Origin of the sequence: Aeromonas sp. QDB39, from assembly GCF_027707585.1 — a bacterium.
Classification (GTDB): domain Bacteria; phylum Pseudomonadota; class Gammaproteobacteria; order Enterobacterales; family Aeromonadaceae; genus Aeromonas; species Aeromonas hydrophila.
Genome location: NZ_JAPCIV010000010.1, coordinates 118,452 through 132,146 on the forward strand (window position 1 = coordinate 118,452; position 13,695 = coordinate 132,146).

Annotated in this window: 19 protein-coding genes; all 19 read left to right on the plus strand. The window is 60.7% G+C overall.

What is annotated here, in order from left to right:
* Positions 1-587: hypothetical protein (locus PG899_RS07930; protein WP_442866360.1), on the plus strand; the 587-nt coding region annotated here is incomplete at its 5' end.
* Positions 577-1,989, plus strand: coding sequence for a replicative DNA helicase (locus PG899_RS07935; protein ID WP_223945634.1), 1,413 nt, complete (start codon positions 577-579; stop codon positions 1,987-1,989). The genes PG899_RS07930 and PG899_RS07935, both read left to right, overlap by 11 nt.
* Positions 1,982-2,293: a hypothetical protein gene (locus PG899_RS07940; protein ID WP_223945635.1), complete on the plus strand. Its 312-nt coding sequence runs from the start codon at positions 1,982-1,984 to the stop codon at positions 2,291-2,293. The genes PG899_RS07935 and PG899_RS07940 overlap by 8 nt, the downstream gene beginning before the upstream one ends.
* A 76-nt stretch (positions 2,294-2,369) precedes the next feature.
* The gene (locus PG899_RS07945; RefSeq protein WP_201955750.1) at positions 2,370-2,663 is read left to right on the plus strand and encodes a hypothetical protein; all 294 of its coding nucleotides are present in this window, start codon (positions 2,370-2,372) and stop codon (positions 2,661-2,663) included.
* The gene (locus tag PG899_RS07950; RefSeq protein WP_216987070.1) at positions 2,660-2,833 is read left to right on the plus strand and encodes a hypothetical protein; all 174 of its coding nucleotides are present in this window, start codon (positions 2,660-2,662) and stop codon (positions 2,831-2,833) included. Before PG899_RS07945 ends, PG899_RS07950 begins: the two co-directional genes overlap by 4 nt.
* 2 nt (positions 2,834-2,835) lie before the next feature.
* Entirely contained in the window at positions 2,836-3,276 is a 441-nt protein-coding gene (locus tag PG899_RS07955; RefSeq protein ID WP_270697318.1) for a recombination protein NinB, read from the plus strand.
* Positions 3,273-3,590, plus strand: coding sequence for a Ref family recombination enhancement nuclease (locus PG899_RS07960; protein ID WP_270697319.1), 318 nt, complete (start codon positions 3,273-3,275; stop codon positions 3,588-3,590). The genes PG899_RS07955 and PG899_RS07960 overlap by 4 nt, the downstream gene beginning before the upstream one ends.
* Positions 3,587-4,009 carry a hypothetical protein gene (locus PG899_RS07965; protein WP_270697320.1) on the plus strand — a complete coding sequence of 141 codons (423 nt, stop codon included), beginning with the start codon at positions 3,587-3,589 and terminating at the stop codon, positions 4,007-4,009. Before PG899_RS07960 ends, PG899_RS07965 begins: the two co-directional genes overlap by 4 nt.
* Positions 4,006-4,707, plus strand: a complete 702-nt coding sequence (locus PG899_RS07970; protein ID WP_270697321.1) for a TIGR02642 family protein — start codon at positions 4,006-4,008, stop codon at positions 4,705-4,707. The genes PG899_RS07965 and PG899_RS07970 overlap by 4 nt, the downstream gene beginning before the upstream one ends.
* Positions 4,708-4,875: 168 nt before the next feature.
* Positions 4,876-5,190: a phage holin family protein gene (locus PG899_RS07975; RefSeq protein ID WP_270697322.1), complete on the plus strand. Its 315-nt coding sequence runs from the start codon at positions 4,876-4,878 to the stop codon at positions 5,188-5,190.
* Positions 5,190-5,672 carry a TIGR02594 family protein gene (locus PG899_RS07980; protein ID WP_270697323.1) on the plus strand — a complete coding sequence of 161 codons (483 nt, stop codon included), beginning with the start codon at positions 5,190-5,192 and terminating at the stop codon, positions 5,670-5,672. Before PG899_RS07975 ends, PG899_RS07980 begins: the two co-directional genes overlap by 1 nt.
* A gap of 55 nt (positions 5,673-5,727) precedes the next feature.
* On the plus strand, positions 5,728-5,952 hold the full coding sequence (locus PG899_RS07985; protein ID WP_069556117.1) for a hypothetical protein: 225 nt from the start codon (positions 5,728-5,730) through the stop codon (positions 5,950-5,952).
* Position 5,953: 1 nt separating this feature from the next.
* Entirely contained in the window at positions 5,954-6,184 is a 231-nt protein-coding gene (locus PG899_RS07990; protein WP_064339887.1) for a hypothetical protein, read from the plus strand.
* Positions 6,185-6,417: 233 nt separating this feature from the next.
* Positions 6,418-7,308: a terminase gene (locus PG899_RS07995; RefSeq protein ID WP_270697324.1), complete on the plus strand. Its 891-nt coding sequence runs from the start codon at positions 6,418-6,420 to the stop codon at positions 7,306-7,308.
* Positions 7,305-9,008, plus strand: coding sequence for a terminase (locus PG899_RS08000; protein ID WP_270697325.1), 1,704 nt, complete (start codon positions 7,305-7,307; stop codon positions 9,006-9,008). Before PG899_RS07995 ends, PG899_RS08000 begins: the two co-directional genes overlap by 4 nt.
* The gene (locus PG899_RS08005) at positions 9,008-11,134 is read left to right on the plus strand and encodes a portal protein (RefSeq protein WP_270697326.1); all 2,127 of its coding nucleotides are present in this window, start codon (positions 9,008-9,010) and stop codon (positions 11,132-11,134) included. The genes PG899_RS08000 and PG899_RS08005 overlap by 1 nt, the downstream gene beginning before the upstream one ends.
* Before the next feature lie 119 nt (positions 11,135-11,253).
* A complete protein-coding gene (locus tag PG899_RS08010) occupies positions 11,254-12,015 on the plus strand; it encodes a Gp49 family protein (RefSeq protein WP_270697327.1) in 762 nt (253 codons plus the stop codon).
* Positions 12,016-12,152: 137 nt separating this feature from the next.
* The gene (locus tag PG899_RS08015) at positions 12,153-13,082 is read left to right on the plus strand and encodes a hypothetical protein (protein WP_270697328.1); all 930 of its coding nucleotides are present in this window, start codon (positions 12,153-12,155) and stop codon (positions 13,080-13,082) included.
* Positions 13,083-13,153: 71 nt separating this feature from the next.
* A partial coding sequence (locus tag PG899_RS08020) for a phage capsid family protein (protein WP_270697329.1) occupies positions 13,154-13,695 on the plus strand: 542 nt, incomplete at its 3' end.

Consider the following 13,695-nt stretch of genomic DNA (forward strand, 5'->3'; position numbering starts at 1 on the left):
CTGTTAGCCTGGCTAAGAACACGCTGATTCGCATGAAGGTTCTAGTGTGGGAAGGTAGCAAGATTGGACCCAACAAGAACCTGAGCGAATGGGACATTTCAGAGTGTCATAGGAAGTCTGACATTGTCAGAGAAACCATGACAGAAAGTGTCAGAGAAACCATGACACATGTGTCAGAGGTAATCGGACACACAAAAGACAATATACCAAAGACAGTAAAGACAACTACTGATGGGGCATCAGCTAGCGCTGAACCCCCAGCAGCAACCCCCGAAAAGCGACCAGTGAAAAATACACCATACCAGGCGATCCTGGATGCCTATCACGACATCCTGCCGGAGATGCCAGCCATCCGTGAGCTGACCGATTCTCGCAAAACCAAAATCAGGAACTTCTGGACCAAGTTCAAGTTCGACGAGACCCGCTGGCGCGCCTACTTGGATTTCATCGCCAAGAACTGCCGCTGGATGTGCGAGAGCCGCCCGCGCCGCGATGGCGAGTCGGCCTGGAAGCCGAAGAACTTGGATTTTTTGGTGACCGAGAGGTGTTATCTGGGCGTGCGGGAGGGGCGGTTCAATGACGAGTGATGCAATGGGGTTTGTGCCCCCTCACAACTTCGAGGCAGAGCAGTCTGTGCTGGGCGGGCTGATGCTGCGGGCTGACTCGTTCCACGACTTGGGCCTGTCTGAACGCGATTTTTACAGTCGCCCGCACCAGATCATTTTCGGGGCGATCTCCCAACTGATCGCCGCCAAGCAGCCGGTTGACATCATGACAGTGCAGCACCGTATCGAGCAGGACGGCGAGCTCGATGTTGCCGGCGGGTTTGCCTACCTAGTCGAGATCGCCAAGAACACCCCAAGCGCGGCGAACATCGTGACCTATGGGGGGATGGTGCGTAGCGCTGCAGAGCGGCGCTTCGCTGTTGCCAAGCTGCATGACTGTATCGCGGCGATGATGGAGCCTGGATTCAGCAACACCGATGAGCGGTTCGCTGCGATGGGGTCGCTGTTGTCTGAGGTCGATGCCAAGCGCTCTGGGGGTGTGACCGGGATTGCGGTACACGCCAGCGAAATCGTGCGGGACTGGTGTGATGAGCTGGATCGCCGGGCAAGCCGCCGCCCAGGGGAGATGACCGGTTATGCCACGGGGATCGCGTCCTTGGATGAGTTGCTCTACCCAGGTGGGATCAGCCCTACGGCGCTGGTGTGTATCGGCGCTCGACCGAAGATGGGCAAGACCACGCTGATGGCGAGTCTGTGTAACCACACGTCGCTGGTCAAGAAGCTCCCTGTGGTTGGTTTTTCGCTGGAGATGACACGGGGTGAGCTGTTCGAGGTCATGGTATCGCAAGCGTCCGGTGTCTCCGGCAAGCATCTGAAATCAATGTCTGACCAGTGCAAGATGGACAAGGCCTACGCTGTTGCCGCAGAGCTTGGTAACTCCAAACTCCATATCGCAGATCTGCCTGGGCTGACTGTGCACCAGGTGGTCCGTGAGAGTCGCCGGCTGAAGCGACAGTTCGGTCAGCTCGGGCTGATCGCTGTTGACTACCTGACGCTGATGACTGCCGACAAGGCTGAGCGTAACGATCTGGCTTACGGCGCGATAACCAAGGCGCTCAAGATGCTAGCCAAGGAGATGGGTTGCCCGGTGATCCTGCTGACTCAGCTCAATCGAGGGCTGGAGCAGCGTGCAGACAAACGCCCGGTTCCCAGCGACAGCCGTGACACCGGCCAGATCGAGCAGGATTGCGATGTGTGGATCGGCTGTTATCGCGATGAGGTCTATAACGAGGCTTCCCCGATGGCAGGAGTCATGGAGTTGCTGGTCAGGCTCAACCGAGGCGGTAAGACGGGAACCGCTTACTGCCAGTTCCATGATGGGGTGATCTCAAATATCGACCAGCAAGAGGTTGCGCGCATGGCACACGCTGCAGAAGTGGAACGCAGCAAGGCCAAGCCTGCGAAAGGGGGATGGGATGGCTGATTTGTTCAATCCGGATGTGATCGCCGCGGTCAAGGGCGCGAAATTCTGCCGGGTGGCGGTGTATCCGGCCGTGCGGGGCTGGTGTGGGGAACGGGTGCAGCTCGAGGTCGCCGACGAGATCGATGCGCTGGGGCACACCGACCAGCTGCGTGGCGCAGGGCATTGGCTGGCTCAGAACACGACGCCTGAGCGAGTGGCGGAGGAGGTCGAACGGTTGAGAGGTGCGCCAGTGCTGGTGTCGCGGCGTGGTGATGCATTTGGGGCTGTGGATAACTTCGAAGGGGAGGGCCTTGCCAACCAGTGACACGGGGTGTAGCGCACCGTACCATTGCCAGTGCCGGACCTATACCACCCGGCCGTTTGACCAAAGGACCCAGACCATGACCAAACCGCATACCCGAGATCTCTCCATCGCGACCCAACTTGGCCGCGTGATTGCGATCATGAGCGACGGAAAAGCCCGTACCCTGCGCGACATCGAGCGCGAGTGCTGGAGCCGCTACGGCCACGCCGACACCCAGGCCGCCATCAGCGCCCGCCTGCGCGAAGTCTGCTGCCACGGCTGGGTGAAACATTCCAGCAATCAGGTCATCGACGGCAAGCAGGTGTGGCACTACCGCATCGAGCCGTCCCCCACCACTGAGGCCGTTGCGGCTAAGGCGGTGGCAGCATGAGCTTCGCCATGACAATCGCCGCCGTTATGGCGGCCAGCGCTCCGGCTTGGATTGACCCGATCCGCTTCACGCCATCCAGTTCATTCTGCATCCCCAACCCGCGCAATGACCGGGCTGCACAGCGTCAGCGTGCCGCCGCCAAGCGCCGCAACAAAGCCAAACGGGGGTGAGCATGAGTTACCCCAAGTATTTCCTCCGCAGCCCCGACATCCGCACCCGGGCCAGCCAACTGGTCGCCAGCCTGCCGGTTGACCAGGACAAGCCGCTGGTTATCGAAATCAAGGAGCTGACCCGGAGTCTTGCCCAGAACGCTCTGTTCTGGGCCGTCATGACCGACATCGCCGAGCAGGTGAACTGGCACGGCCGCAAGCTCGCCAAGGAGGACTGGAAGCATGTCCTCTCCGCAGCTCTGTACCAGCAGGACGTGGTGCCGAACATCGACGGCAATGGCTTCGTGGTGCTGGGTAAGTCCACTTCCAAGATGACCGTGCGCGAGATGCGCGATCTCATTGAGCTGGCCCAATCCTTCGGCGCCCAGCAGGGCGTGAAGTTCGGGGATGAATCCCGCCGCGGCTTTGACTGGGTGGCGGCATACGGGAGGGCGGCAGCATGAGCAAGACCAAGGTTGACCAGCAGCACCTCTCCGACGTTGCCTCCCTGGGTTGCATTGCCTGCCGCAATGCCGGGCATGGCGCCACGCCAGCGGAAATCCATCACGTGCGCTCTGGGTCTGGCATGGCCCAGCGCGCCGAGCACACCCGGGTGCTACCGCTTTGCCCCCGGCACCACCGCGCCTGCTATCCCACAGGGTTCCACGCCGCCCCGCGTTCCTGGCAACAAGAGCACGGCAGCGAGGAGACCCTGCTGGAGCAGGTGGCCAGAGAAGTCACCGAACTGCGCAAGAACACCATCGGGAGGGCAGCATGATCCACCTCACCGCCCTCGATGCGGCCCGGTTACTGGGTAGCAGCCCGAAGGTCAGGACCGCAGCCAACCAGGTGCGCAAGGCCCAGCAGGTCATGTCCCTGCACGACAAGGTGCTGACCCAGCTGGTCGGCCTACCTGACCCCGCCACCGAGCTGTTGTTTCACCCCAAGCGCAAATGGCGCTTCGACTACGCCTGGCCCACCCGCATGATCGCCCTTGAGGTCCACGGCGGGATCCACTCAGGCGGCAGGCATACCAGGGGGAGGGGGTTCGTAGAGGACCGGGCCAAGATGAACGAGGCCACCTTGCTCGGGTGGACCGTGCTGGAAGTCACCCCGGAACACATCAAATCCGGCCAGTTGCGCGCCTGGCTGCTCGCCGCCTTCAATCAGGACCCAGACCAGAGGACCAATCCATGACCCATGCTATCGAAATGGCTCTGCGCCTATTCTCGCCGAAGGGGGCGCTCCATGAGCCCGCCGCCGGCAGGCAGTTCAATGCTCTGGGCCGGGACGAGTTTATCGGCGCCCTGCAGGTTGCTGCAAAGAACAACCCCCAGGGGCTCCAGTTCCTGATGGCAGACCACCTGGGGGATGAACAAGCCCTTGCGTCGCTGCTGACGCACTTCAGCGCCACGCTGGACAGTGACGAGGCCGGTGGTATGGCCATGGCAATCCTGCTGCGCCGCCCGCTGCCTGAGCAGCTGGATCACCTGGTACTTTGCCACCCTCACTATGACAAGGAGCGCCGCCGGGCCGCCGTGGTGATGGAGAAGGCCAAGCGCGCCCACCGGTCCGGCAATGATCACGAGTACCAGCGCCTTCTGGCTGAGCGGAACGAGATCCTGTCCCTAGCCAATGACCACTGTGTCGCCGAGATGATGCAGTCAGGGCGCTGCCCGCACTGCAATGGCACCGGGATCCGCCCGCGCAAGGGTGACGGCTGCCCGAAGTGCCACGGCACCGGCCGGGTCGTGCCACACGTAGAGTTGGTGTCGCGCCGGTTCGGGCAGGAGATGAGGCAGGCCGTAGAGCGTGCTGTTGATGAGGTGATCCACCAGGCGTCAGACCTGTCAAAGATCATGGACCGACAGGTGAGGGAGATGCGGGCGGCTTAGGTGCGGAGCGTTCGCCGCCGAGCAGGCGCAACCCCATGAATAGACGCAGTGATTGAATCCACCCCTCCCCGGCGTTAGTATTGCTCAAAGATGGCCAGAGTCCCCGTGACCCTGGCCTTTTTCATTTCTGGCCCGCCTCGTGCGGGCTTTGTCGTTTCTGGAGGGGCGATGACGCCTGACAAGGATCCACAGAACTACAGCGTGCTCGCCTATCTGGCATTCGGCGGGCTGAGCGTATGGGGAGGGCTTGTGACCTACATACAGACGGTGAAACGCGAGGGAAGGCAGTTCCGATGGGCCGAGGCGCTGCTGCAGGTGGTGGTGTCAGGGTTCGCCGGGATGCTGACCATGCTGCTGAGCTGGTACATCGCAGCCCCGCTCCCGTTGTGCGGCTTCATGGCTGGCCTGGCTGGCTTGATGGGGTCGAAAGCACTGGCGCTGTACGAACGCCGGGCAACCGGCTGGATGGGAGGGAGGGAGTGATGGTGAAAATGCGCTGGGTAGATGAAGCCCGTAGGCATATCGGGTTGACGGAGATTAAGGGGCCCCAACACAACCCCGAGATCGTGGCGATGTGGAAGGCCATCAAGCGGGGTGGTATCCGTGATGATGAAACCCCGTGGTGTGCCGCCTTTGTTGGAGCGTGCCTAGAGCGGGTCGGTATTCAGTCCACCCGGTTCGAGGGGGCGCGCTCCTATGCCTCCTGGGGGGAGAAGCTGGAAAAGCCGGTGGCAGGCTGCGTAGTGGTGTTCTCCCGGGATGGTGGCGGACACGTTGGGTTCGTAGTGGGGCAGGACAAGGCTGGCAATCTGCTGGTGCTGGGCGGCAATCAAGAAGATGCCGTGAATGTGAAGTCATTCAAGCGCCACCGGGTAACTGCATACCGATGGCCTGCTGGTGAGCCGATGCCTGGTGGTGAGTTGCCGGTGATGGCTGCCGCTGAGTTCTCGAAGTCAGAGGCGTAGGCGTCAGCCTTGCCGATATCGCCGGGTAACCGGTAACCGCAGAGAGGAGAGTGCGATGGAGCACATCGTTGAGGTGGTCATCAACTGGATCGTCATCCTGATGGCCGTGGTAGGGGGTGCGTCCCTCGTGGTGCAGGGTCTGGCCAAGATTGCGGCCGTCACCCCGTCCACCCGGGATGATGAGATTATCGGGAAGGTAGACGCCTTCCTTGTCGGTCTCATCAAGGTGCTGGATAAGCTGGCCCTGAACCTGCCGGCTGACAAGGCCAGGAAGCAATAACATGAACAGCTTGCTCCAACTGCTCGACATTCTAACGGCCCTTCTGGGCCGTTGGCTTAAGCAGGAGCGGGCAAGGGAGGTGCAGGAAAGCTATGACCAAAACCATAGTGACCCACAAGGGCGCTTTGCTGCTCGCTTCGGTGCTGCTTCTGGCCAGCTGCCAGACGACGCCAAGCCAAACGGCAAACTGCCCGCCACCCACTCCCAGGCTGACATGGAGCCCCGCCAATAACGGCGGGGTTTGTCTTTCTGGGGAATCAACGGCCGACCTACTGGACTATCTCGATGCACTGGAGCGATGCGGTGGTTAATGGCGTGACCGTGACCGGGGTTGTTACTCACGTGAGGGAGTATGACGGGAGTCAGGCCCTGGTCACCCTGAATACTGGCGTCTCCGTCGTAGTACCGGCTACCCATCAGCCCGTACCCGGCGACACCCTTGTTGAAGGCGAGCTATCTCTCTAAATGGCCAAGACCGACTGGGCACAGCTCAATGCAGAGTTCCTGCAGGAGCATGAAGCGACCGGCATCAGTGCGAAAGACTGGTGTGACAGCCGCGGCCTGAACTACAACTCGGCGCGTCGCTATTTGAAATCTCGGGGGCAATCCCCTGCGCAACCTGACAAATCTCGCGTAGCTGCGCAATCTGCGCATTCCGAAGTGCGCAAAACTGCGCAATCTGCGCAAAGTGCGCAAGCCAAGGGGAATGAGGCCAAGGCCAAAGGGGGAGAGCGAAGAGGGGAAAAGTCCTCGGCATCCACACAAACCCCTGACGACTCAGGCCAAAACCCGAAAAGAAAATCGGGACGCCAGCCAGATGGCCGCTTTGGCATGGGTAATCGTGAGTCAGTCGGCAACCCTGGCAACCCGAGCCCTGTCGCAAAGTGGAAGCAAGGCGACCAGCCTGCGCTGACCCACGGCGGTTACGCCCAGTTCCTCGACGCTGAGGAGTTGTTCGACCATGCCGAGGAGTTGCGGCTGACGGATGAGCTGGTATTCACCCGGGCGCGCGTTATCTCCGTCACCAAAACCATGAAGTCCCTACAGCAAGACTTGGTTGAGGCAAAGGAGGTGACTGACCGGATCGCGCTCTATGACAAGATCTTGCGGGCGGAGCAGGCTCTCGACCGTAACATTCAGCGTATCGAGTCTATCGAGCGCACCTTGAGCACCCTGCGCATAGATGAGGTGACCGGCCCCAAGATTGAGGCCGACACCAAGCGCATCAAGGCAGCCACCCGCAAGCTGACGGCCGAAGCCGATCGGCTGGAGAAGGATGGCGGCAGCGATACCACCCCAGTGAGTGAGATGCTTTCGGAGTTGCACGACATGGGCACCGGAGGGCTGATGTCGTGACAGTGGCCGAACTCGACATCTCCGCCATGACTGAGCAGGAGCAGATTGCGGCTATCCGCGAAAAGCTCAGCGATAAGTGGTGGCGGATGAACAACCTCTACATGATCGAGAACGAGCAGGGCAAGCTGGTGCGCTTCCGGCTGCGCCCGGCGCAGGAGCTGCTGTTCCGGACCATGTGGTACCTGAACATCATCCTCAAGGCGCGTCAGCTCGGATTCTCCACGGCTATCGACATCTATCTGCTGGACGAGGCGCTGTTCAACAAGAACCTCAAGTGCGGGATCATCGCTCAGGATCTTACGGCGGCCGGTGAGATATACCGCACCAAGATTGAAGTGCCCTTCGATAACCTGCCCGGCTGGCTCAAGGCCCAGTTCAAGGTGGTGACCCGACGCGGTGGGGCCAATGGTGGTCATATCCTGTTCCGGCACGGCTCCAGCATTCAGGTGGCCACCTCTTTCCGCTCCGGTACCGTCCAGCGCCTGCATGTGTCAGAGCACGGCAAGATCTGCGCCAAGTACCCGGAGAAGGCCAAGGAGGTGCGAACCGGTACTCTCAACGCCATTCACCCAGGGGCGATCGCCTTTATCGAGAGTACGGCGGAAGGTGTTGGTGGTGATTTCCACGCCATGAGCATGAAGTCTCTGGAGCTGTCCCGCTCAACCGGAGAACTGACTCAGCTGGATTGGAAGTTCCACTTCTTCGCCTGGTGGCAGGACCCCAAGTATCGCGCAGATGTTCCGGCGACCGGCGTGGTGATGAGCAAGACGCAGGCGGAATACTTCGCCGCGGTTGAGAAGGCGATGGATTGCACCATCAGCGATGAGCAGCGCCAGTGGTACGTACTCAAGGAGGCTAACCAGGGCGCAGAGATGAAGCAGGAGTTCCCCAGCACGCCGCTGGAGGCCTTCCTGACCTCTGGGCGTAGGGTATTTGACCCCATCGTAACGATGGAGGCTGAGGGCGATTGCATGGCTCCTCTCATCGTCTACGACATGGACCCCGTCACCGGCAAGCGCGAGAAGTTTCGCAAGCCTGAGAAGCTGGACGAGCAGGGCCAGCGCTCCCTTGAAAATATGCTTCTGGTGTGGGAGCTGCCAGATCCTGAGGAGGATTACGCCATCGGTGCTGACGTGGCGGAAGGTCTAGAGCACGGTGACCGCTCCAGCTTTGACGTGATCGCCAAGAGTGACGGGCGTCAGGTGGCCCACTGGTTCGGCCATCTTGATCCCGGCATGTTTGCCCAGCTGTTGGCCCATGTCGGCAAGTTCTACGGCACCGCAGAGCATGGCCCCGCCTATATCGGCCCGGAGCGTAACAACCACGGCCACGCCGTACTGCTCAAACTGCGTGAGCTCTATCCTACCCGCCGCATCTACACCCAGGAGTATATCGACCGGGATCGGGATGATGAGACCCAGCGCCTCGGCTGGCTGACCACCCGCCAATCCAAGCCGATCGTGGTGGATGGTCTCAAGGCCCTGCTGCGCGCCGGGCAGGCCGGTATCCGCTGGATAGGCACTATTTCCGAAGCAACCACCTACGTCTACGACAAATCCGGCAGCATGAACGCCCAGACCGGCTGTTATGACGACCAGTTGATGAGCTACATGATTGCCCAAGAGATGCGCGCCCGCATGCCTGCCCGCATCGTCAAACCCGAATCCACCCGTAAACCCAAGCATTGGATGGCCAACTGATGATCAACTCACAACCCAAAGCCCCCGAAAAGGGCGGCCTCGACACGCAGAAGCTGCTCGCGCTGATGAGCGATATCAATGGCCAGCCAGACTGGCGAAGCCTTGCCAACCGCTCCTGTGCCTACTACGACGGCGACCAGCTGCCGCCTGAGGTGATCAAGGCGCTCAAAGAGCGGGGTCAGCCCATCACTATCCACAACCTGATTGCCCCGACTATCGACGGCGTACTTGGGATGGAGGCTAAGAGCCGCACCGATCTGATGGTTATCGCTGACGACCACGACGACGAGCTCGAGCAGCTGGCCGAAGCCGTCAACGCCGAATATTCCGATATGTGCCGCCTTGGCGGGCTGGATCGCGCCCGGGGCGAGGCATACGGCGGCCAGATTAAAACTGGCTTGGGCTGGGTTGAGGTGTGCCGCCGTGGCGATCCGTTCGGCCCGCGCTACAAGTTCAGCAACGTCCACCGTGACGAGGTGTATTGGGATTGGCACAGCCGAGAGCCAGATCTCAGCGACTGCCGTTGGCTGATGCGGCGGCGCTGGGTTGATTTGGATGAAGCCAAGACCATGTTCCCGAGCAAGGCTCAGGCGCTGGAGTGGGGCGTCAACGATTGGGAAGGCATGGTCAGCCTGACCGCCATAGAGGGACTGGACCCCAACCTTGTCAGCGCCTATGACGAATGGAGCCAATTCAGCGGCAAGGAGGTCGAGTGGTGCAGCCGCGAGCGGGATCGCGTCCTGCTGCAGGTAGTCTACTACCGCACCTACACCATGCGTCAGGTGCTGATGCTCGACTCTGGCCGTGCGTTGGAGTTTGACAAAAGCAACCAACTGCACCTCGCTGCCATCGCCAGCGGTCGCGCCAGGCTGGAGCGCTGCCCGGTGGCTGTGATCCGTGAGTCGTGGTTTGTTGGCCCTCATCACCTGGTCGATCGTCCCTGCAGTGCGCCGCACAACATGTACCCTCTGGTGCCGTTCTGGGGGTATCGCAAGGACCGCACCGGCGAGCCTTATGGCCTGATTGCCCGCGCCATGCCCGCACAGGATGAGGTGAACCTGCGCCGCATCAAGCTCACCTTCTTGCTGCAGGCCAAGCGCGTCATCATGGACAAGGACGCCACCAACATGAGTCGGGATCAGGTGTTGGAGCAGGTAGAACGTCCGGATGGCTATATCGAGCTCAACCCAGACCGCAAGAATAAAGTCAGCGTGAGCGACGTATTCAAGGTGGAGCAGGATTTCAACGTGGCAGCCCAGCAGTTCCAAGTGATGCAGGATTCGGTGAAACTCATTCAGGATACCATGGGGGTTTATGCCGCCTTCTTGGGGCAGGGTTCGACCGGACAATCTGGCGTGGCCATCAGCAACCTGGTTGAGCAGGGCGCGACCACCCTCTCTGAGATCAACGACAACTACCGGATGGGCTGCCAGCAGGTTGGGCAACTGGCGCTGGCCTATCTGCTTGAGGATATGGCCAGCAAGCGCAACTACAAGGTGACCGTCAACCGCGACGACCCGCGCCGCCGCAAGGCTGTGGTGATTAACGTGGAGCAGGAAGGGGGCAAACTGACCAACGATGTGACACGGCTGCGAGCCCATATTGCCCTGGCGCCCATCCAGCAGACCGCAGCTTACAAGCAGCAACTGGCCGAGCGGATGACGCAAGCCATGTCCCAGTTGCCACCAGAGGCCGCCGCTGCCTGCTTCGATTTGGTGCTTGAGATGATGGATGTGCCGCGCAAGGACGAGTTTGCCGAGCGAGTGCGCAACGCCCTGAACATTCCTAAAACGCCGGATGAGATGACAGACGAGGAGCGCGCCGCCGCAGAGCAGCAGGCACAGCTGGCCCAGATGCAGCAGCAGATGGCCATGCAGGAGATGCAGGCCAAGCTGGCAGAGCTGGAAGGCAAGGCCGCCAAGTGGCAGGCAGAGGCCCAGCGCATCACCAAGCTGACCGACTCAATCCGCTTCGAGGACGCCCTCAAGCAGGCCCAGACCGGCAAGACCCTGCAGGAGATGGAGCAGCTGGCAGCCCAGCAGCAGGCGATGCAGACCGAGCAGGCAGCCCTGCAGGCCCAGCTGTTGGACACCATTCAGCTGCAGATAGACGCGATCGCGCTCTGATAGTTGCTTTCCTAATCGCCCAGCGTTAGGATTTCTCCATCATGGCCCAGTCTTTCGAGATTGGGCCTTTTCATTTCCAGACCCGGCCATAGTGCCGGGTTTTTTATTTGGAGCAGGCCATGACCGACAGTGTTGAGTTGAAAGGTGTACTCGAAGCAGCCCTCAGCGAAGATGGCGGCATTATCCTCATCCGTAACGCGATGGCCGAGTACCAGTCGCACAAGAAGGTTCATGCTGCGGTAATCTCAGAGGTTCATCCCTGCGACGAGCATGGCAACTTCATGATCGACATCACCAACCCGCTCTATGACGGCATCACCATCCCCTACATGGTCACCCCGGACATGGTTGCCAGATTCACCCCAGGCGTTGGTGACTACATCGTGCTGTATGAGAACGACTATGTGTCATTCAGCCCGAAAGATGTGTTTGAGGGCGGATACCTCATGATCGAGTGGCCGTCCGTGTGCGCCAGTGAAGAAGATGCCGAAATGGAGCGCGAGATCCAGACTATTGGGCTGACAGCGCCGCGTGTTACCCCGCAGCGCATCGAGGAGGTGATCGCCAGCGAGTTTTACTTCACGGCAGCAGATGGCGTTGCTGGTGCAGCGGCTGCTTGCACCCTGCATTGTCGCCACGCTGACGTCGATACAACCAAAGATATTGCCCCGCCCCCTCCATACCAATCGCATCGCCTGCTAACTTTCTGCGTGATCACGCTGAAAAACGGCTTCACCGTGACCGGCGAAAGCGCCCGCGCCAGCCCGGAGAACTTTGACGCAGAGCTGGGCCGCAAGATCGCCCGCGATAACGCCATCAACAAGGTGTGGATGCTAGAGGGCTACCTGCTGAAGCAGCGGCTGCACGATGAGAATCCCTAGCGATAGACGACAGCAGCAGCCTTTGCCCGCCTTGTGCGGGCTTTTTTATGCCCAGCCCCAGCCGGGGAGCGCTTTCACCGAGAGCCTTCCCCCGCTTGGGCAGCGATACCACCCACTGAAAACCCACGAGGACGACCATGAGCAAAACCATCGATAACCTGACCGGGACTGAAAGCCTGGACGAACTGGAAGCCATGCTGGCCGAGATTGAGCAAGCGCCCGATGTCGAGCTGGACAATGGCACTGACACCAAGCAAACGGACGTAGAACCCGCGCCGTCGGCGGGCGAGGTGGCAGCCGGTAACGAACAAGCCGCAGCCAATCAGGTTGAGGAACAGGCCAGCGCACCTGAAAAGGTCGTTATGGCCAAGAACGGTCAACACACCATCCCGTATGAAGTGCTGGAGCAGGCTCGCAACGAGACCAAGCAACTGCGTGAGCAGCTGGCTCAGGCGCAGCAGGCACAGGCAGAGCGGGATAAGTTGCAGGTGCTGCTGGAGAAGAACGGGATCGACCCATCTGTTGACCCTGACAACATCAGCAAGGAAGAGCTTGAGCAGCTGGCGCAGGACTATCCGGATATCGGTAAGGCCCTGATGGCCGTTGCCAGCAAGCTCGACAAGCTGGAGCCGCAAGCAGCGCCGCAACAGGTTCAGCCAGTCGCCAACCCGGTACAGGCCGCACTGCAGGCGGTACCTGACCTGGCCGCATGGCGTGACGGCGACCAAGACCGCTTCGATATGGCCCTCACTATCGATGACAAGTTGCAGGCCGATCCCGCGTGGAGCAACAAGCCGCTGGCGGAGCGATTCGCAGAAGTGGCTCGCCGCACCAAGCTGGCCTTTGGTGATGAGGTTGAAGCACCTCCAGCCAAGGCCCCCGGCAAGGCGGCAGAGAAACCCGCTGATCACATCCCGTCCAGCCCATCAGAACTCGGCCAAACCCATCACGCACCGGCAACGGGTGTCGAGCGCTATGGTGCCATGTCTCAGACCGAGCTTATCGGCGAGATGGGCGCCATGACGGACGCCCAAATGGAGGCGCTGCTGGAGCAGGCCGGGTTCTAACCCACCCCCCATTTCAATAAGCCAACCCCGACCACTGTGTCGGGGTTTTTGTTTTCATGTAGGAGAGGACCATGACCCAAGTCACCTCGGCGCAAGCCAACAAGATTTTGCAGGCCGCACTGTTTACGGCGGCCAACCGTTCCCACTCGCTGGTGAACATGCTGACCGAAGAGGCCCCCAAGGGCGCCAAGGTCAACGGCGGCAAGCAGACCAGTGCAGGTGCGCCGGTAGTTCGCATCACCGACCTGACCAAGCAGCGCGGCGACTCCGTGGATATGCAGCTGTTCCATCAGCTCTCCGGTCGCCCGAGCATGGGTGATCAGAAGCTGGATGGCCGCCTGGAGTCCCTGTCCTTTGCGGACTTCGCGCTCAAAATCAACCAGACCCGTCACGGTGTGGATGCTGGCGGCAAGATGAGCCAGCAGCGCACCAAGCACGATCTGATCAAGACCGCCCGCACGCTGCTTGCTGATGGTTACTACGGCCGACTGGTTGATCAGCGCGGCTTTTCCCAGCTGGCCGGCGCCCGCGGCGAATACTACGCGACCGATATCATCCTGCCGCTGGCGGATGATCCGGAATTCTCCGACATCATGATCAACCCGCTGACTGC